Origin of the sequence: Breoghania sp., from assembly GCF_030066895.1 — a bacterium.
Taxonomy (GTDB): domain Bacteria; phylum Pseudomonadota; class Alphaproteobacteria; order Rhizobiales; family Stappiaceae; genus Breoghania.
Genome location: NZ_JASJAV010000024.1, coordinates 1 through 19,059, shown reverse-complemented (window position 1 = coordinate 19,059; position 19,059 = coordinate 1). Strand labels below are relative to the sequence as shown.

Below are 19,059 nucleotides of genomic sequence, written 5' to 3'. Positions count from 1 at the left end.
TTCCTCGCCCAAGGAGCAATCCATGAGCGACGGAAAACCCTTGGCACTCACACGGCCCGAAGTCATTTGCCACATGTTGAGCGGGCTGGATGCCCGCGTCGACCTGGAGCACTGGTCGGAGACCGAAGGCGCGGATCGCGCAGCACAGATCGCCCGGTACTACTAAATCGAAGCCGATTTCGAGACCCGCGGCTATGTCGTCGGACGTGTGACGATGGAGCCCTATGCAAAAGGCGCCGCGCACGATCCCGGTGGAGACAAGCCGGATCGTGAATACCATCTGGCGCCAGGGCACGAAACGCGTCTCGCCGTGGTGCTGGATCCGGCCGGAAAGCTGCATTGGGAAACGGGCAATCTTGACGGCGACCACCTGTTGATGGTTCTGGGCCGGAGCGTATCCGACGCGCATTTGCGCGAACTGGTTTCGCGCGGGGTTTCCTATCTGGTTGCCCCGGATGAGCGGATCGATCCCGCCTGGCTTCTCGATGAACTTGCCGGCAAGTTCGATGCATCTCGCATTTTTGTCGAAGGCGGCGGCATTTTGAATGGCGGATTTCTCACCGCCGGCCTCGTCGACAGGATCAGCATACTGCTAGTGCCCGCAATAGATGGACGGAGCGCAGCGCACAACATCTTCGAGACGGGCGAAGATGGTCTCGCCAAACACATGAAGTTGCGCCTGGTTTCGGTGGAGCAGGAAGTCCACCAGATGATCCATCTGACCTATGATGTCAACTGCGATACCGCAGTGCGTTGAGGATTACCGCAAAGGCCGGGGGGCCTGCCTGCGCAATGGGTAATACAGGTGGTAGCCTGAGAAGGGCGGGCAATACTTCCCCAGAACAGGGACCAGCCGTCCTGCCGCGATGTGGTCGTTCAGGTGATAGTCCGGCATGCAGCACAGACCGCGCCCATCGAGACAGGCAGCGATGATCAGGTCGACATCGTTGGGCGTCAACTGTACTTCGACGCGAACGTTCAGCGGCTTGCCGTCCTGTCCGAACTCCCATGGATAGAGACCGCCCAAGGTCGGCAGACGCAGGTTTATGCAGTTGTGATCGGCGAGATCGTGCGGCGTCTGCGGCTTCGGGTGTGTCTTGAAATATCCCAGCGATCCGACGGTAAGCATCCTCAGATCGGGACCGATCCGCACCGCTATCATGTCCTTCTCAATGCTGTCGCCAAGCCGGACTCCGGCATCGAAGCGCCCCTCGACAATATCCATCATGCGCTGCTCGACAGCGATCTCAAGTTCGATGTCCGGGTACTCAACTAGAACGGGAGAGAGTTTCGGCCAAAGGATCTCGAGGGCCGCGTGGCGGGATGTCGTAATGCGGACAAGCCCTGCGGGCGCCGAACGCAGATTGTTCAGGCTCGCCAACCGCGCTTTGATATCGTTAAACGCCGGGCGTAGCGTCTCGGCCAGTTGTTCTCCGGCAAGTGTGGGCGAGACATTACGCGTCGTCCGGGTCAAGAGTCGGAGATCCATCCGTTCCTCAAGCAGCTTCACCGTATGGCTGAGCGAACTCTGAGACGTCCCCAAACACGCCGCGGCCTTGGTGAAGCTGCGTTCCTCGCAAACGGCCCAAAAGGCCACCAGATCTCCGAGTTCGTCGCGTTTCATTGATGGACATCCCGTATAACTGGCGTCCTCAATGGACGCCATATTCGCAATAAATCAGTTGCCTATCCAACCAGACAATACCAGACAGTGCGTAACCGGTATTAGCTGCCTCTGAGCCCGCCTAACGAAGCCCGGCCCCGTGTCTATGGCACCAGCGGAACGAGGGAAGAGGAACTATCCGATCACTCGACGTGCTTTACTTGCGGCAACGCCGCTGTAGCAGCCTGCAAACATGGTGATGTAGCGGAATGGATTGCGCGGCCGGCAACATCCTGCAGAGGGCATGATCCGTCAGGCAAACGTCCTGCTCCGATGCCATGCCAAGGGGTAAAGCGCCACGATGCAATGGAGCGGGGGCTGCACGGAAACGACAGGTTCGCCCCCAATGTGGGGGAGGAAGCGCGGCTACGAGTCCCGTGCTTCCAGAACACGGCAGACCCCTCACGGCCCGCCCGGCGAGACCTACATTTCCTGCATGGTCGGGCGGAAGAGAATCTCATTTATATCCACTTCGGCGGGCTGGCTGAGCGCGAAGATCACCGCACACGCAAAGCTGGATGCCGGGATTGCCTGCTGCGCATAGAAGTCCGTGATGGCCTCGTGCACGCCTTCCGCCTTGAGACCGAGCCGGGCAGTTCCGTGTCCACCCTCCCCGGCGACAAGATCGTCGTGCGCAGGCCGTCCAGCTTCACTTCCTGACGAAGCGCTTCGCCGATGGTGCGAATGCCGAACTTGGTCGCGCAGTAGACCGCGCCGATCGGGTTCACGACATGACCGGCGACCGAAGAGACGAACAGGTTGTGACCGAACCCCTGCTCCTTCATGATCGGGAGGACGGCGCCGATGCCATAGAGCACGCCCTTCAGATTGACGTCAATGCAGGTGTACCAGTCTCCGAACCGGTTCAACCCGAGCGGCGCCAAAGGCATAACCCCCGCATTATGGAGCATCGCATTGATGCGCCCCCACTTTGCCTTCGCATCGGCGACGAAGGTGGCAGCCTCCTCGCGATCAGTCACGTCGACCTTGAAGACCAAGGCATTATCAGTACCGAGTTCTTCGACCAGAGCGGTCAAACGTTCCATGCGGCGCGCGCCGAGCGCAACCTTCGCACCGGCGGCCACAAGCTGGCGTGCCGTTTCGGCGCCGAGCCCGGAGCTTGCCCCGGTGATCACGACGACTTTGTTGTTCAGGTCTTCCATATCTTTATCCGTCCTCAGGAAAGGTAATCTTTGTCCGTGACGTGTTCACCCCAGTCGGTCGCGCTGCCATCGATAGCTTCCGCAATGGCGACATAAGTCATGGCCTTGGTGTCGCTGGCCCCGTGCCAATGGAGTTCGCCCGGCTCGAACCAGATGGTATCGCCGGCTTCGACGACGCGTTTCGGCTCTCTGGTTTTCTGCGCCCAACCGAGCCCTGCGATCACATAGATCAACTGTCCCGCGGGATGCGTGTGCCATGCGGTCCGTGCACCGGGAGAGGACGTCACAATTCCGGATCCGGTCCGAGCAGGAGCCTCCGCCGAAAAATACTGCTCGACCCGGACATCGCCGGTGAAGGTTTAAGCGGGACCTTTGGCCGAAGATTGATCTGAATTCTTCAGGATTTTCATCGTGACCTCCATTCATCGTCCTGCCTGATATATGCGGCTGGAATGGCTCGATAAGTCGGTCAAAACGGCACTCGCCTATACTTCAAAGTCATAAATCCAAGTGTGACATATCGAAAATGAGCCTTGGCATGGAGCCTTCCCTGGCTCATGCGTGAGCATAGCGAGGCAAGCTGACAGTCATCCTTGGGAGAGTATTCAACGACCAGAACGGGAGCAATTCGGAAACCGAAAGATATAGTGAATAATGCAAGCCAAATGGCCACATTTGCACTGTCCGAGAGCGCCGTCGGACACTAGCATTCTCCCATCATCCAACTCTCCCACTCCAGCATCATCTCACGACGCTGTTCCATCAGGTCCGTCCAATGATACGCCGCCTCGGTGGCATTCTTGATTGTGTGCGCAAGCGTTTCCTCCGCATAGCGCACCACACCGGGGCCAAGATCGTTGAGCAGCAGAGAGCGCCAGATCGGAATCGTCAGTCTCTGGTTTTCCGGTACCGAGGACATCACGTCCGCAAGCCGGTCGAGAAACGCCTGGGTCCAACGCTCGCACAAGGCCTGCTCGCTCTCGCCCTCCCTTGCCGTGGGCAGTCGAGAGACGGCGGTGCAAATCCGTCCGTTGCGCCATCGGTTTGCGATCCAGAAGCTCGGAATATTCAGCCTCCAGCTGAGACGGGGAACCGTGTCCAGGACGGGTTAGCGAAGATCGAAGAGCGTCCCCACGGCCCTGGTTCGCACATGTCGGAACCGGGAGAGCGAAACAGGCCTGTCGGGAAGACAATAGAGACTCAGCCCCTTCCGCAAGACATCATGATTTTCAGGGCGACGCTCTTGCCGTCACCGGAGAAGCGGATCGCCCTGTCGCCGAGGAGGGCGTATTCGTTGTAGACGGACGACTGGACAAGGAAGCGCAACCGGTCCCATTTCGCCAGTAGCGTGCAGACATCGAACGGACCGGAATGGGGCGAGGCGATGAAGACCGGCTCTCCGGCGTCGAGCAGGGCACCGACCTCACCGTAATCCGTTTCCTCCTTCAATACGTACGGCAGGGACAAGACCCGCGGATCACGCATCATCCGGCCGTTTAGGCGGGTCGCTTGAAAGATCTTTCGCCGCCATGTATCGAAGTTGCCTGGGGGTTGCCGGCTCATTGCCCAGGCAGCAAACAACTCCGGGAAGAGCGCGTTGCCTGGTACAATGGCGTCGTTTTCGAAGTCCCGGCGTCGGGCGGTATCCGTCGATCGAGAGTTTCCTGACGCCGTTTTCGCGAATGCCGGGAAGACGCTCGACCCGCGTCCCCTCGTCAGCGGCAGCCAGGGCGCAACGGAGGTAGGCGCAGCGCACGATCCCATCCCGATCGGAAACACCGTGCTTGAGAAAATCCACGGCCCGCTCGTGCTCGCCGAGCATCAGCAGGTCCTCGAAATGTCGCTGATAGTCGCCGTCTGATACGTCCATCGGGTTGGAGGCCCGTGCCTGCCATAGGCGCTGCAGTTCCTCCGCCTCTCCCTTGAGCACCAGCAGTGCCTCGATCAGCCGGAAGGCGGTCATGTTCATCGGATCACTTGCCAGAACGCGTGCGACGGCCTCCTCCGCCTCCCGGAACCGTGCCAGTTCGAAGGCGGTGAGGGCACGGTGCAGGGTCACGCGGAGATCGCCGGGCTGCAACCGTTCGAGCTCGCAACTGAGACGATAGACGCTCCGCCAGTTCCCCGTGTTAGCGGCGAAGTGTAAGCGCAGCGCCGCTGTCGTAACCGGCGGCAGGATCTCCGCCTTCTGCTCCACAATGTCCCGAACCTTGCGCACGATCGATTGCGCGAGCGCCGTTTCGAACCCGGCGTGGCCCGCGACCCCGAGTGCAGCAATGACGGCCCCCTTCGGAACGGCAGCCTCTTGCGCGGCGGCAAGGTGCAGCGCCGCGGCCTCCTCATGGTTACCATCGGCCACGGCTTTGCGCGCCAGAAACCCGCGCATAACGTTGTTCTGCAACTGCCCATCGGTCAGACCAACAAGTCGCGCCGCCGCCTCCTCAGACGCACCGAATTCCATGTCGAGCGAGAACAGTTCGCCCCTGAGCACAAGTGCGCCGGGCACCGAGGCCTGCGCCTCCCCGGCGAAAACTCTGGCCTTGCGTAGCTTTCTTTGTGCCTTCAACGCTCTGATCAGCGCGAGTGCGACGGGAACACGCGGTTCTTCTTGTGCGGCCCATAGAGAGCGCAAGGCGACGTCCGCCTCCTCTGCCCTGCCCAAAGCAATGGCCGTTTGTGCCTGTGCCAACGTCCACTTGCCGCTTTCATGATCGAAGCTCGACAGTAACCGATTACTCTCCACGATCTGACCGGCCTGGCGCAAGAGATCCGATTTTCGAAGCAGGAGAACAAAATCATCAGACATTCTGGCCAGAGCTGCATCGATGGAAACAAGCGCTTCACCGAGCAGAAGATTATGGCAGAGCGTATCGATCCGCGAGATCCATGTGTTGCGATCGGCGGGAGCTCGAATGAGTGCCTCATCAATCAAGCGAAGGCTCTCTGCACAATTCCCTGCAAACCTGAAGGCGATTGCCATTTCCTTTAGAAGCAGGACATTGTCGGGACCCAGATCATACAGAGACTGAAAATATCGCAAACCTTCTCCGATCCGTCCTTGTCGGCGAAGAGAGGCACCCTTTTCAATCAGCTCACGCATGTTCCCAGAGGTTCCCAGAGTGTTTGACAAACACCACCAAACACTCGCCAAGGCACAGGTCGAGGCGCGGAAGAATCTCGGCCATGACCACTAGTGATCGTCCCTACTATCTGGCACAAACGGCCGTTGGCAATGTGACGGAGCGAATCAGCTCCTTGATGGGATGCGTCTGGGAACGACTACCCGGAAAGAACGACAGCCTAGTCATTGTCGTCGCGCGGACGACCACACTCCCCCAGGGCGGCAATCAGGGATGCGAGCACTTCGGTACGGCCGGAGTTTAGGCGTTGCACGACGCCGAGCCTGCGGTCGATCGGCGGGGCGCCGAAAGGGAACCAGTTTAGCGGGGCGGTGATCCTGTCCTGCATGGTGAGACAGGGAATGACGGCAAAGCCCAGCCCTGCCTGAACACACCCGATGACGGCGGTCATCGTGTTCACCGAGAGCAATTGCCTCGGGGCAACGCTCAACCGGGCGATTTCGGTATCGATCTGACGAGCAAGCGGAACCTGCGCTCGGTAGCGGATATAAGGCATGTTGCGCGCCAGATCCTCCAGGGAGTACTCCGTCGTTCCCGGAGGCGTCAGCACCACCAGCGGCTCCCTCAAAACCTCGGTCCATCGCAAACTCGGCCGCACCGCCACGTGATCGGCGACCAATGCCCCGTCAAACTGGCCAGAGGTGACCTCGCTCATCAACTCCTCCGCCTTCCGATACGCAGGCGAACCGACAGCTCCGGATAGAGTTCGTGCAGCCGCGCCAGCGAACGCGGCATGATGGAATCGGCTCCCGTGCGGAGCGTGCCGAGGGCAAGCGTTCCGCGCACGGGGTCGCCCGGTACCGAGACCTTGGTCTCGGTACAGATCTGCAGGATCTTGCGCGCGGAGCGCACCACCTCCGCCCCCTTGGTGGTCAACACCGGAGGACGGCGGGAGCGATCGAAAAGCTCCGCCCCGAGCTCTCTCTCAAGCGCCGAAATCTGCTGGCTGACGGCAAAAGCCGTGAGGTTTATCGCCTGTGCGGCCGAGGCAAACCCTCCATAACGCTCGACTGCGAGGAGCGTTTCAAGTTGTCGTGTATCCATGAGCTTAAAATAAGATATAATGAATTTAATGGCAACAATTATGCGGTTTGCATCGATTTTACTTGAGTTATCATCAAATCTTCACCACGACTACCCGGCACCCCATCAGCCGATAACAAAAAGAGAACTTTGACATGAAATCCACGAAGGGCCTTGCTGCCCTGTTTTTCGCTGTCGCGCTTCTCGCAGCTCCTGCGAGCGCGGCCGATTACCCGGACCATCCGGTCGAATTCATCGTGCCCTGGTCGCCGGGTGGCGGGTCGGACACGCTGATGCGCCTCATCGCAGGCAACATCAAGCCGTATCTCGGCGTCGACATGCCAATCATCAACATGCCCGGCGTCGGCGGAACCGTGGGCCTGCGCGAGGCGTCCCGCCGCGCTGCGGACAGCTACACGATCAGCCAGGTGCATGAAGGCCTGCTGACGGCGACCGAAACCAGCATCACGGATCTCGCCTGGGACGACTTCGAGCCGATCGCACTGATGACGGCCTCCCCCCCCCCCCAGTACCTCGTCGTGCATCCCTCCAAGAACTACAGCAACCTGGAATAGTTCGTCGCTTACGTCAAAGCACCTACGAGCGAAGTCAACATGGACGTGACGCTGGGCGGCGTGCCGCATCTGGATGCGGCGATGATCGAACAAGGCCTATGGCCTCAAGTTCCGCCTATGTGGGCTATGAGGGAACCGGTCAGCGTATCCGTGCGCTGGTGGGCGGCAACCTCGATGCCCGCCATCGGCGACATCCCCTCGTCCAAGGAATTCGTCGACAACGGCGGCCTGGTGTTCCTCGCGGTCGGTTCGGCCAAGCGCGTTCCGGAGAGCCCCGACGTTCCGATCTTCAAGGAGAAGGGCAAGGATCTGGAGCTCAACGTGACCCGCGGCATCGTCGTGCCGAAGGGCGCGCCGAAGGAAGCCCGTGACACGCTCGAGGCGGTGCTTGAGAAGCTGTCCAAGGACAAGAACTACATCCAGCAGACCAAGAACGCCGGTGCTTCGGTCGACTTCCGCGGCCAGGAAGCCTACCGCGCGGACCTCTCCAACCTCGACAAGATCGTCAAGTCGCTTGCCAAGGTTCTCGCCCCGTGAGCGAATCCAGCCACAATGAAGAGCATGCAAAGGAGGCGGGCGAAATTGCCCGCCTCCTGAGCTATGTAGTGCTGCTTCTTGCGTCCGTTGACCTCTTTCTTTCCGCCAACGCCATCCCGCCTTCGCGTTTCGAACGCCTCGGTGCGGGAGCCTTTCCAAAAATCGTTTTCGCAAATATCGCACTGGTCGCGATAATCGCCATCGTCGATGCGCTGCGGAAAATACCGCGCGACGCCTATGGCCGCTTTTTCACGGCAACGGCCGATTGGGCCCGTCGTCGCTATCTCGTCTTCATCTGCCTCGCTGCACTCGCAGCATGTCTGATCGCTATTCCCCGCCTTGGGTTCTCGATTGCGAGCTTCCTGTTCATTTTCGGGCTCGAACTGGGGCTGATGCCGCGCCGTCCGGTCTCGATCTTCACCGCGCTGGTGGTGGCCGCCATCTTCTCCTTCGGTCTGAACTGGCTCTTTGCCGAAGTCTTCAACGTGTACTTGCCGAGGGGAGTTCTCTGACATGGACAGTTTCCTTTCCGGCCTGACACAGATCTTCACGCTCACCACGCTGATCTACATGCTGGCGGGCTCCATCGCCGGCATCATCGCGGCGGCCATTCCCGGCTTCACCGTGACCATGGCCATTGTTCTGACCCTACCGCTGACCTTCTCCATGGAGCCGTTGCAGGACATCGCGGTCATGCTGTCGGTCTATGTGGGCGGCTACACGGGCGGTCTAATCTCCGCAGCCCTTCTGGATATTCCCGGCACGCCGTCCTCGGTTGCGACCACCTTCGACGCATTTCCCATGGCACGGCGCGGCGAAGCCGGCCGTGCCTTGTCGCTAGGCGTCTGGGCCTCGTTCTTCGGCACGTTCATCTCCACGGTCGTGCTGATCGCCGCCGCCCCGCCGCTGGCGATCAGCGCCGTGAAACTGGGGCCGTGGGAGTACTTCTCCCTCATCGTCTTCGCCCTCACAATCGTGGCGAGCCTCGTGGGCTCCTCGGTCATCCGCGGCATGCTGGCCGCTCTGATCGGACTGGCCATCTCCACGGTGGGCACCGACCCGATCATGGACCGTCCGAGCTTCGATTTCGGCATCGAAATGCTGCAGGCCGGTCTGCCGTTCCTGATCGTGCTGATCGGCATCTTCGCGATCTCTCAGCTCACCTCCGAGGTCGAGGACGCCAAAAGCGTGCGTTCGGGAACGTCGCTCGTGGCCGGCGCCATCGACTTCCAGACCTGGAAGGTCATGAAAGAGGCCCTGAGGCGGCCGGTGAACTTGATCCGGTCCTCCATCGTCGGCGTGCTCATCGGCGCGTTGCCGGGGGCGGGTGGATCGATCGCCAATCCCGTGGCCTACGATCAGGCCAAGCGGGCTTCCAAGACGCCGGAGAAATTCGGCAAGGGCATTCCCGACGGCGTCGTCGCCTCCGAAGTCGGCAACTCCGCGATCGCGGGCGGCGGGTTGATCCCGCTGATCGGCCTCGGCATTCCCGGCTCCGCCGCGGATGCGATCCTGATGGCCTCGCTGATGGTTCACGGCATCTCGGTCGATCCCCGGCTGATGCTTGATCATGCAGACTTCGTCTACAGCATGTTCATCGCCATGACGGTCGCCTCGCTGATGATGCTGGCCGTCTCGCTCGTTTCCATGCGTGCGTTCCTGCGCGTGGCTGCAACGCCGAAATGGGTGATCGTGCCGGTTGTGATGGTCTGCTGCGTGGTCGGATCCTTCGCGCTCAACAATCGGGTGACCGATCTTGCCTGCTGGGCTTCATCGGCGTGGCGGGCTACTGCTGCGCGCGCTCGGCTACTCGCTGGCTCAGCTGGTGCTCGGCGTGATCCTCGGCCCGATCTCGGAAACGAACCTGCGCCGTGCGCTGATGAGAAACGCCGATCCGATGCTCTTCGTCACCCGGCCCATCAGCCTTCTCTTCCTTGCTGCGGCTCTCATCTCGATCGTCTGAGCGATCCGCAGCCATCTGAAAAAACAAAAATACTATCTCGAGGACTCGTCCGATGAATCTACATCATGATCCCCTTTACCCCTCACGACGATCGCCGGTCCTTGCCGAGAATGTCGTAGCGACGTCACAGCCTCTGGCCACTTAGGCCGGGCTGACGATCCTGCAGCAGGACGGCAACACGGTGGATGCGGCAATCGCCGTTGCCTCCACACTGACGGTGGTCGAGCCGACGGGTAACGGACTTGGATCCGACGCCTTCTGCATCCTGTGGGACGGCAAGTAGCTGCACGGCCTGAATGCCTCCGGCCCCGCTCCGGCCGCATGATCGCCGGAGCGGTTTCCGAACAGCATTCCGCAGCGCGGCTGGGACAGCGTCACGGTTCCCGGCGCGGTCGGCACATGGGTCGAGCTTTCCGAGCGCTTCGGCAATCTCGGGCTCGCCACGGTACTGGCACCCGCAATCCGCTATGCCGAGGAAGGCTACATCGTCTCGCCGGTCATCGGCGCATTGTGGGCCAAGGGCGCCAAGACCCTGGGCAGCCAGCCCGGCTACGCCCAGACCTTCATGCCCGAAGGACGTGCCCCGCATGCTGGCGAGCGGTTCCGCAATCCCGGCGCCGCGCGCACGCTGAAGGCGATCGCGGAGACCAAGGGCCGCGCCTTCTATGACGGTGAGGTCGCCTAGGCGATCGCCGCCTTCGCCAAGGAAAACGGCGGTGCGATGACCGTCGAAGATCTCGCCGGGTACACCCGCACGATCAGCAAGAAGTTCGGCGACGTCGACCTGCACGAGATCCCGCCCAACGGCCAGGGCATCGCCGCGCTGATGGCGCTGGAGATCCTGGAGAACACCAACATCCGCGATCACGGGCCGGACGATCTGGCCGCCGTGCATCTGCAGATGGAGGCGATCAAGCTTGCCTATCGCGATCTGCATGCCTTTGTCGCCGAGCGCAAATACATGACCGGCGTCAGCGAAGAGGCCCTGCTCGATCCGGAGTATCTGAAGTCCCGCGCAGCCCTGATCGATCCGAACAAGGCTCAGGATTTCGGTCCCGGTGCTCCGAAGCAGGGCGGCACGGTGCTGATGACGGTTGCCGATGCCTCGGGCATGATGGTCAGCTTCATCCAGTCGAACTACATGGGCTTCGGCTCCGGCGTCGTCGTGCCGGACTTCGGCATCTCCCTGCAGAACCGCGGTGTCGGCTTCACCACCGAAGAGAGACACTCGAACTGCGTGGCGGGTGGCAAGCGTCCCTTCCACACGATCATCCCCGGTTTTGTCATGAAGGGCGACCAACCGCTCATGGCCTACGGCATGATGGCGGCCCGATCCAGGCGCAGGGACACATGCGCACCCAGCTCTGGCATCAGGACGTGAAGAGCGCGGCCGATGCTGATCGAAGGGCTTGAGGGCTGCTTGTGAGCCGGCAATGCCGTCTGCGGTACTGCAGGAGCTTGCGGACCTCGGTCACAAGGTGCAAGTCGAAGCGCCGGACAACGCCTTCGGCTTCGGCGGCGCGCAGCTCGTTCAAAAGCTCGACGCCGGTGGCTATGCGGCGAGTTCGGATCCGCGCAAGGATGGACAAGCTGTGGGCTTCTGAGCCCCGCAGCACAGGGAGAGGCCTGTCAGTTCGTCGTCCCAATTGGCGTTCTGACAAGCTGGCGTTCCGGCTAACACAGGAAATGGATCCGGTATGGGCCTGTTAAGACGTATTGGCGTCGACACCTACGTGTTGCTGCTGCTTGCGACGGTGGGCCTCGGCGTGCTCCTTCCCGCTCAGGGGCTGGCGGCTGTATCGCTGAAGCACGTGACCTATTGGGCCGTGTCGCTGCTGTTCTTTCTGTACGGCGCCAAGCTTGACCCGAGTGCGGTGCGCGCAGGCATCACGAACTGGCGCATTCAGGGTCTGACCTTCATCTCCACCTATGTCCTGTTTCCGATTATCGACTTCGCGCTAGTATGGATTTTCGAACCACTGCTCGGCGCGAAGCTGACGCCTGCCATGGTCGCGCTGCTGCTGCATCAGGGCGACGGCGGTGTGAGCCTCGATTCGGTGATCAAGACCGGCACGCAGATCCTACTACCCTTCATCATCGGCCAACTCGTGCGACCCTGGATCGGAGGCTTCGTGCAGAAGCACAAGCTTCTGACGATGGTGGTCGATCGCGGCTCGATCCTGCTGATCGTCTACGCCGCCTTCTCCAGAAGCACGGTCACGGGGCCGTGGAACGCGATCCCCGTCTCCAGCATGCTGATGCTGATCGTCGTGGTGCTGATCTTCCTGGCTTTGACCATGGGGCTGATTCTGGGTGCGGGCTACGCATTCCGGCTGAACTATCCGGACCGGGCCTCGCTGTTTTATTGCGGCGCGACCAAGAGCCCCGCCTCGGGTCTGCCCATCGCCACCGTTCTTTTCGCGCCAGAACGGGTGGGTGCCATCGTCCTGCCGCTGCTGATCTATCACATGAGCCAGCTTCTGGTGTGCGCCTACATCTCGCAAAAGGCGGCGAAGGCGGCGCGGGCGTCGGAAGTCCTTACGACGGGCTCCTCACAGTCGGCCTGACCTCGCTAATTCCAATAAGGGACCGCCCGCCGAACGGAGACCCGACTCGGACGGTCCTCTCGTTTTGTCCACGTGTCACATGGACGTAAAAAACATGGGCTAGGTATGAGTGGAAACGTTTCCACCTGGAACCCGCCCCATGAACCCCAACGTCAAGGTCACCACCAAGGACGTCGCCCGAGAGGCGGGCTGCGGGGTGGCGAACGCGAGCCGGGTCCTGAACAATTCCGGCCCGGCGAGTGCGGCGGTTCGCGAAAGGGTCGAAAAGGCCGCGCGCGATCTCGGCTTTTCCTTCTCCGCCACGGGCCGTACGCTGCAGAGCAGCCGGACGATGACCATCGGCTGTCTGGTGCCCTCACTCGCCAATCCGGTTTTCGTGGAAGCCGCGCAAGGGATACAGGACGAGCTTCACGGCTCCGGCTACCAGCTACTGATTTCCAGCTCCAACTATGACGGCGAGATCGACAACGACTTGATCTCCACGCTACTTTCCAAGGACGTCGACGAACTGATCGTCACCATGGTGGCGCCGGAGGAAAGCCCGGCACTGAAGCTTGCGCGCGAGCGCGGCGTGCCGATCTCGCTGATGTTCCACGATCCAGTCGAAGACTTCTCCACGGCCTACGTGGACAATTTCGAGGCTGCCCGCGAAGTGGCACGGCAATTTGCCGCCCAGGGGCACCGGCGTGGCTTCTTCGCGCTGCACTTTGCCACCTCCGATCGCTCCCGTAATCGCTATGCAGGCTTTCAGCCGAATGCCGGGTGCAAGGTTTGCCTGATCCGGTTCTCGTCGAACTCAGCGAAAGCGATGCGGGCAAGCCGGAAAAGCTCGCCGAGACGCTGCGCGCGCACGGCGATCTGACCGAGATCTTCGCCTCCAACGATCTGCTTGCCATCGCGGTGCAGAAGGCGGCGCGGCTGCTGGACTTGCGGGTTCCGCAGGATCTGTCGGTGATCGGCTTTGACGGCATCGAGATTGACCGACTGCTCGACGTGCCGCTGGCGACCATTGAGACGATGCCGGAGGCGATGGGCCGTCAGGCGACCCGATCGCTTCTTTCCGTGTTGCAGGGCGGGGCGGTGACGCAATCGCCTCCCCTGCCCTTCGCCTTTCGAGCAGGCGCCACGCTTTCCAGCCCGTGCCCGAAAAAACGAAACGACGGCCGGGTGGCCCCCCGACCGTCGTCTGTTCCCCTCGCTCAAGACGCTCTAAAACAAGGTTGAACCGATGAAACATATCCTTTTCGCCGCGCTCATCACAACGGCGGCCATCGTTCCCGCTCAGGCGGAAGACGCCGTTTGCTACAATTGCCCGCCGCAATAGGCGGACTGGTCATCGATGCTGGAGGCGATCAACGAAAAGATCGGGGTGAAGATGCCCCACGACAACAAGAATTCCGGCCAGTCGTTCGCCCAGCTCGTCGCCGAGAAGGACAATCCGGTGGCCGACGTCGTCTATTACGGCGTGACCACGGGCATCAAGGCAGGCAAGGACGATCTCTTCGAGCCCTACAAGCCCGCTGGTTTCTACCAGATCCTGGACGGCTTGAAGGATCCGGAAGGCAAGTGGTTCGTGGTTCACTACGGCACGATCGGCTTTTTCGTGAACGTCGATGCGCTGAGCGGCGCGCCCGTGCCGCAGTGCTTCGCCGATCTCACCAAGCCTGAGTACAAGGGCATGGTCGGCTATCTCGATCCGTCATCCGACTTTGTCGGCTATGCCGCGGCGGTGGCCGCCAATCTCGCCTTCGGCGGCGATCTGGAGAATTTCGATCCGGGCATCGACTACTTCAAGAAGCTGGCCAAGAACGACCCGATCGTTCCCAAGCAGACAGCCTATGCGTGCACCGTTTCCGGCGAGATCCCGATCCTGTTCGACTACGACTTCAACGCCTACCGCGCCAAGTACGAGGAAGACGGCAACTTCGAATTTGTGCTGCCGTGCGAGGACTCGGTTCGCGTGCCCTACGTGATGAGCCTCGTTAAGAACGCTCCGCACTCGGAGACCGGCAAGAAGGTTCTCGACTTCATCCTCTCCGACGAAGGTCAGGCGATCTGGACCAACGCCTACCTGCAGCCCGCCAGTCCGGTGGAACTGCCGGAAGAGGTCGCCTCCAAGTTCCTGCCCACCTCCGAGAAGAACAAACAAGCCCAAACGGGAACGAAGCGCATCTGCTCCGTTCCTTCAAAGCCTTTGGAGGAACCCCCTTTCGTGACTTCACGCCAATTCGCGGCCCTGTGTCTGGTGCCGCTTTCCATCTTCACTCTGGCCTTTCTGGCACTACCGCTGGTGCGGCTGGTGCTGTCGTCGGCCGAAGGCGAGGCGGGATGGGGTGTCTATGTGCAGATCCTGCAAAACCCGCGCTATCTTTCAACGCTGATCAACACCGTGCTGGTGTCGCTGGCGGTCACTGCCGCAACACTCCTTATCTCCACCACCGCCGGGCTCTTTCTGGTGCGCAACCGCTTTCCTGGCCGCGACGCGCTGGTGGCGATCCTGACGTTGCCGCTCGCCTTTCCCGGCGTTGTCGTCGGCTTCATGCTCATCCTGCTGGGCGGTCGTCAGGGGCTCGTTAACCAGCTCCTGCCCGGACACTGGATCTTCGCCTATTCGATCTTCGGGCTGTTTCTCGGCTATCTCTACTTCTCGATCCCGCGCGTGCTTCTGACCGTGATGTCGGCGGCGGAAAAGATCGATCCGACTCTGGAAGAAGCAGTCCTGACACTCGGCGCGTCCTCTCACCGCATCGTCATCGACGTGCTGCTGCCAACCCTGATGCCCACCATGCTCGCCGCGGGCGCGATCTGTTTTGCGACCGCCATGGGCGCCTTCGGCACGGCGTTTACGCTCGCCACCGACATCGACGTTCTGCCGATGGTGATCTACACGGAGTTCACGCTTTCGGCCAATTTCGCCATGGCCTCCGCACTCTCCGTCATGCTCGACGTGGTGACCTGGGCGATGCTGCTCATTGCCCGCAGCTTCTCCGGCGCAACCGTGGCGGCGGGAGTTTAACATGCTGAAATCAAAGACAAAACTCATCAAGCTTCTCGTCACGCAGGGGGCTTGCGCCTTCCTGTTCGTACCCACGCTGCAATCGGTTCTGGCCGGCCTCACCGTCAACTACTTCCGGGGCATCTCGTTCGATCTGACGCTGAAATGGATCGGCAAGGTCTGGAGGCTTTATGCCGACAGCGTGATGCTGTCGATCTGACTGGCGCTCACCTGTCTGGCGGCAACGCTCGTCATCGGCGTGCCCGCCGCTTACGAGCTGGCACGCAATCCGGGGCGGCTGTCGCGCATTCTGGAAGAGTTCATATCCCTCCCTCGCCGTTCCCGATCTGGCTCTGGCGCTGGCGCTTCTCCAGCTCCTGGCAAGGCTTTCGGGCAAGCTGGACCTTCATCCTCGTCGACCACGTGCTCTACACCCTGCCCTTCATGATGCGCGTGGTACTTTCGGTTCTTGCCGCAATCGATCTGAAGACGCTGGAGGAAGGGGCCGCGACGCTCGGCGCCGGTCCCGTGCGCCGTTTCATCGACGTCGTGGTGCCAAACGCGCTGCCCGGCATTCTGGCGGGCGCGTTGACGGTCGTCACCCTGTCCATCGGCGAATTCAACCTCACCTGGATGCTGCACAAGCCGTTCTTGAAGACCCTGCACGTCGGGTTTGCCGACAGCTACGCCTCCATGCGGCTGGAAACGGCCTCCGCCTACACGCTGATCTTCTTCGTGATCATCGTTCCCCTTCTCATGGCCATGCAATGGGCCACCGCGCGTGCCCAGAGGCTCATGCAATGACAGCAGTGACACTCAAGAACATCGCCAAGACATTCGCCGGAAGCATTCGAGCGCTACTGCCGAGCGACCTCGCAATCGAGGACGGCGAGATCGTTTCCTTGCTCGGGCCCTCGGGCTGCGGCAAGACCACGCTTCTGCGCATCATCGCAGGGCTGGAGCGCTCCGATCCGGGCGGTGAGGTCCGCTTCGGAGACGATGACGTGACCGACCTGTCGGTGGAAAAGTGCAAGGTGGGCATGGTGTTCCAGTACTATGCACTCTTTCCCAACATGTCGGTGTGCGGCAATATCGGCTACGGGCTGAAGATGCAGGGGCTCACCAAATTCGAACGCGAGGCCCGGGTCGACGAGGTCATCGCGCTGTGTCGGCTGGAAGAGCATACGGGCAAGGCGGTCAACGCCCTGTCCGGCGACCAGCGTTAGTGCGTGGCGCTTGCCCGCGCCTTTGCCCCGCGTCCGCGCATTCTGCTTCTCGATGAACCACTTTCGGCGCTCGATGTGGCTTTGCGCACGCAATTGCGCGACGAACTTGCCCAATTGCTGCGCCGCTTCGGCATCACCGCGATCTTCGTCACCCACGACCAGAACGAAGCCATGACGATCGCCGATCGCGTGGCCGTCATGGGTCAGGGCCCGATTGCCCAGATCGGCACGCCGGAAACGCTCTACCGCAATCTGAAGATGCCCTTTGTCGCCCGCTTTGTCGGCAATGCCATGCCGCTCGGCGGGTCCATCGAGGAAAACCAGCTCAACCTGAAGGGCGGCGTGCTGTCGCTCGGCAAACCGGCCAACGGTCTCAACGCCTTCGTGCGGGCCGAGGACGTCCGGCTCGACAGCGACGGGCCCCTCGGTGCCCGGGTCGAGAGCATCACGTTCCTCGGCACCCACTACCGCATCCCCCCCTGTCGGGGGCGAGCGACAACACGCTCTTCTGCCTGCACCAGGGCTCTTCTGCGCCCAGGGTGGGCGAAAGCGTTCGGCTTTCGATCTCTCCCGATGCCCTCATCACTCTGCCCAGCGAAGAAAACCCCACCTGAATGTCCGCCTTCATCCAGATCACCGACACCCACATCGTGCCCAACGGCGAGCTCGGCTACGGCCGGTCCGATACCGCCGCCGCTTTTGAGGCCGCGATTACAACCATCAACGACAAGCTGCACCTTCTCGGCGAGGTCTCCTTCGCGCTCGTGACCGGCGATCTCAGCGATCACGGCACGGACGAGGAATATGCGCGCTTCAAAAAGATCATGTCGCGCCTCGCCCTGCCCTATCTGGCGATCCCCGGCAATCACGACCTCCATGCGCAAGGCCTTTGCCGATGAGAACTGAATGCCGGAGGACGGGCAGATCCACTGGCGGCACGATCTCGACGCCTTCACGCTGATCGGGCTCGATACGCTGATCGATGGCGCCTATTACGGTGACCTTTCGGCGGACGGCTTCGCATTTCTCGACGCGACGCTTACCGATCTCGACGGCCGCCCGGCAGTGGTGGCGACCCATCACCCGTGGATCCATTCCGGCATCCGCGCGATGGACGCCGACAACCTTCGTAACGGCGCGGCCATGATGGAGCGGTTGCAGACCCATCCCGGATCGGTGCGGATGATTTCCGGCCACGTGCACCGCGCCGTCACCGCCCAGATCGGCAAGGTGGGTTACCAGATCGGGCCCGCGCCCTGTCATGCGGTCCATCTCGATTGCCGGGAAGAGACCAGCAACGACCTGATCATGGAACCGGGCGGCCGTGACACTCTACCGCTGGATGGACGCCCCACAACCGGGCCTCGTCAGCAACACGCTGCTCGTGGGCACCTTTGCCGGACCGTGGCCTTTCGATTCCTGACAGGGGAGAGCCGTCCCTGCCTTGCGGCGGCCCTCTCCCGTCACTCCCTTTGGAATGGATACGGATCTTTTCCGCCGGTTGAACAACCGGCGGAAAGGAGGCGTGCGGGCCTTGGCAAAACCGACTATCCGCGACGGGATATTCGGTAAAGTAATGTTTTAATTTATTATTTCCGAATTTTAAGACGAACGTTTGTATACAGGTACAATTGTATTGTAAATTACCGTTACGTTTTTCATTTTTTTAGTTGGTCATAATTTCCTCCAAATGGATTGAATATGAAAGATTTTTCCACGGCCGCCATGCGTCATTCTCCCCGTCGGAGCGCCCAAAAAGCCAAGAAGCGATTTCTGCTTCAAAATGCAACGGAAACGGCGCGTTCCATCCCCTTCTCAGAACTGACCACGAATCCGCTCTACCGCCGCATTGCAGATGCGATGTGCCCTCAGGATCTGAAAGAGAAACTGAACGGCATGGGGTTTCGGTGCGCCTCCGAGGTCGCCACCCTGAAAGCGCTTCACGGCCTCCGTCGACGCATTGCCGCCAACCGGACGTCTGATGGGAAAAGCCCGGCAGCAAGTGCGGACAAGGGGACGGATGAGCTGACACAGGACTTCTTTCTGCGGGTACAGCGCGAGGCTCTGCGCAGCTATCGGCTCATGCACCATGTGTTGCCGTCAAGGACCCGATGAACCAGGGGCTGCGCTACGCGCGCTCATCCGTCTCCGACACGATGGAAAAGGCATTCGCGGAAGCCGGGGGGGGGGGGGGGGGGGGGGGGGTT

The 19,059-nt window shown here is 61.2% G+C and carries 21 protein-coding genes and 5 pseudogenes; 18 read left to right on the top strand and 8 right to left on the bottom strand.

Going from position 1 to position 19,059, the window contains the following annotated elements; all coding sequences use genetic code 11:
- Positions 1–22: 22 nt before the first annotated feature.
- Together QNJ43_RS20685 and QNJ43_RS20680 are read left to right on the top strand one after the other, a co-directional pair.
- Positions 23–166, top strand: coding sequence for a hypothetical protein (locus tag QNJ43_RS20685; protein ID WP_300472627.1), 144 nt, complete (start codon positions 23–25; stop codon positions 164–166).
- Complete coding sequence (locus tag QNJ43_RS20680; RefSeq protein ID WP_300472657.1) at positions 167–757, top strand: dihydrofolate reductase family protein; 591 nt, start codon at positions 167–169, stop codon at positions 755–757. It begins immediately after the preceding gene.
- A gap of 3 nt (positions 758–760) precedes the next feature.
- Here the strand turns inward: QNJ43_RS20680 and QNJ43_RS20675 are convergent, their stop codons facing one another.
- The 8 genes and pseudogenes from QNJ43_RS20675 to QNJ43_RS20640 all read right to left on the bottom strand — a co-directional run bounded on the left by QNJ43_RS20675 (position 761) and on the right by QNJ43_RS20640 (position 7,010).
- The gene (locus QNJ43_RS20675) at positions 761–1,624 is read right to left on the bottom strand and encodes a LysR family transcriptional regulator (RefSeq protein ID WP_346433076.1); all 864 of its coding nucleotides are present in this window, start codon (positions 1,622–1,624) and stop codon (positions 761–763) included.
- A gap of 462 nt (positions 1,625–2,086) precedes the next feature.
- Positions 2,087–2,826: pseudogene (locus QNJ43_RS20670) on the bottom strand (SDR family oxidoreductase).
- A gap of 14 nt (positions 2,827–2,840) precedes the next feature.
- Complete coding sequence (locus tag QNJ43_RS20665) at positions 2,841–3,113, bottom strand: cupin domain-containing protein (RefSeq protein WP_346433075.1); 273 nt, start codon at positions 3,111–3,113, stop codon at positions 2,841–2,843.
- 416 nt (positions 3,114–3,529) lie between these two features.
- Positions 3,530–3,793, bottom strand: a complete 264-nt coding sequence (locus QNJ43_RS20660) for a hypothetical protein (protein ID WP_300472624.1) — start codon at positions 3,791–3,793, stop codon at positions 3,530–3,532.
- A 233-nt stretch (positions 3,794–4,026) separates the two neighbouring features.
- Entirely contained in the window at positions 4,027–4,275 is a 249-nt protein-coding gene (locus QNJ43_RS20655; protein WP_300472622.1) for a hypothetical protein, read from the bottom strand.
- 28 nt (positions 4,276–4,303) lie between these two features.
- Positions 4,304–5,758, bottom strand: a complete 1,455-nt coding sequence (locus QNJ43_RS20650; RefSeq protein ID WP_300472619.1) for a hypothetical protein — start codon at positions 5,756–5,758, stop codon at positions 4,304–4,306.
- Positions 5,759–6,126: 368 nt separating this feature from the next.
- Positions 6,127–6,621, bottom strand: a complete 495-nt coding sequence (locus tag QNJ43_RS20645) for a LysR substrate-binding domain-containing protein (protein WP_300472617.1) — start codon at positions 6,619–6,621, stop codon at positions 6,127–6,129.
- Positions 6,621–7,010, bottom strand: coding sequence for a LysR family transcriptional regulator (locus QNJ43_RS20640; protein WP_300472614.1), 390 nt, complete (start codon positions 7,008–7,010; stop codon positions 6,621–6,623). The genes QNJ43_RS20645 and QNJ43_RS20640 overlap by 1 nt, the downstream gene beginning before the upstream one ends.
- A gap of 134 nt (positions 7,011–7,144) precedes the next feature.
- Here QNJ43_RS20640 and QNJ43_RS20635 point away from each other — a divergent pair, with 134 nt between their 5' ends.
- From QNJ43_RS20635 to QNJ43_RS20565, 16 genes and pseudogenes are all read left to right on the top strand, one after another.
- Entirely contained in the window at positions 7,145–7,564 is a 420-nt protein-coding gene (locus QNJ43_RS20635; RefSeq protein WP_300472612.1) for a tripartite tricarboxylate transporter substrate-binding protein, read from the top strand.
- A gap of 39 nt (positions 7,565–7,603) precedes the next feature.
- Positions 7,604–8,101: a tripartite tricarboxylate transporter substrate-binding protein gene (locus tag QNJ43_RS20630; RefSeq protein WP_300472610.1), complete on the top strand. Its 498-nt coding sequence runs from the start codon at positions 7,604–7,606 to the stop codon at positions 8,099–8,101.
- On the top strand, positions 8,098–8,613 hold the full coding sequence (locus QNJ43_RS20625; RefSeq protein WP_300472608.1) for a tripartite tricarboxylate transporter TctB family protein: 516 nt from the start codon (positions 8,098–8,100) through the stop codon (positions 8,611–8,613). Before QNJ43_RS20630 ends, QNJ43_RS20625 begins: the two co-directional genes overlap by 4 nt.
- Position 8,614: 1 nt before the next feature.
- Positions 8,615–10,120 (top strand): tripartite tricarboxylate transporter permease, encoded by a 1,506-nt coding sequence (locus tag QNJ43_RS20620; protein ID WP_300472606.1) that lies wholly within the window; start codon positions 8,615–8,617, stop codon positions 10,118–10,120.
- A gap of 125 nt (positions 10,121–10,245) precedes the next feature.
- Positions 10,246–11,445, top strand: a pseudogene (locus QNJ43_RS20615) (gamma-glutamyltransferase family protein).
- 52 nt (positions 11,446–11,497) lie between these two features.
- Positions 11,498–11,668 carry a hypothetical protein gene (locus QNJ43_RS27550; protein WP_346433074.1) on the top strand — a complete coding sequence of 57 codons (171 nt, stop codon included), beginning with the start codon at positions 11,498–11,500 and terminating at the stop codon, positions 11,666–11,668.
- Between the two features lie 93 nt (positions 11,669–11,761).
- A complete protein-coding gene (locus tag QNJ43_RS20610) occupies positions 11,762–12,631 on the top strand; it encodes a bile acid:sodium symporter (RefSeq protein ID WP_300472604.1) in 870 nt (289 codons plus the stop codon).
- A 139-nt stretch (positions 12,632–12,770) separates the two neighbouring features.
- Positions 12,771–13,493 (top strand): LacI family DNA-binding transcriptional regulator, encoded by a 723-nt coding sequence (locus tag QNJ43_RS20605; protein ID WP_300472602.1) that lies wholly within the window; start codon positions 12,771–12,773, stop codon positions 13,491–13,493.
- A pseudogene (locus QNJ43_RS20600) lies at positions 13,493–13,855 on the top strand (substrate-binding domain-containing protein); the annotation flags it as partial. The gene QNJ43_RS20605 and the pseudogene QNJ43_RS20600, both read left to right, overlap by 1 nt.
- Positions 13,856–13,859: 4 nt before the next feature.
- A pseudogene (locus QNJ43_RS20595) lies at positions 13,860–14,768 on the top strand (extracellular solute-binding protein); the annotation flags it as partial.
- A 75-nt stretch (positions 14,769–14,843) separates the two neighbouring features.
- Positions 14,844–15,647 carry an ABC transporter permease gene (locus QNJ43_RS20590; protein ID WP_300472654.1) on the top strand — a complete coding sequence of 268 codons (804 nt, stop codon included), beginning with the start codon at positions 14,844–14,846 and terminating at the stop codon, positions 15,645–15,647.
- 1 nt (position 15,648) lies between these two features.
- A pseudogene (locus QNJ43_RS20585) lies at positions 15,649–16,430 on the top strand (ABC transporter permease subunit).
- A complete protein-coding gene (locus QNJ43_RS20580; protein WP_300472599.1) occupies positions 16,427–16,852 on the top strand; it encodes an ABC transporter ATP-binding protein in 426 nt (141 codons plus the stop codon). Before QNJ43_RS20585 ends, QNJ43_RS20580 begins: the two are co-directional and overlap by 4 nt.
- Positions 16,853–16,855: 3 nt before the next feature.
- Positions 16,856–17,620, top strand: coding sequence for a hypothetical protein (locus QNJ43_RS20575; RefSeq protein ID WP_300472596.1), 765 nt, complete (start codon positions 16,856–16,858; stop codon positions 17,618–17,620).
- Positions 17,503–17,751 carry a metallophosphoesterase gene (locus tag QNJ43_RS20570; RefSeq protein WP_300472593.1) on the top strand — a complete coding sequence of 83 codons (249 nt, stop codon included), beginning with the start codon at positions 17,503–17,505 and terminating at the stop codon, positions 17,749–17,751. Before QNJ43_RS20575 ends, QNJ43_RS20570 begins: the two co-directional genes overlap by 118 nt.
- A 7-nt stretch (positions 17,752–17,758) precedes the next feature.
- Entirely contained in the window at positions 17,759–18,424 is a 666-nt protein-coding gene (locus QNJ43_RS20565) for a hypothetical protein (protein ID WP_300472591.1), read from the top strand.
- Positions 18,425–19,059: the final 635 nt, after the last annotated feature.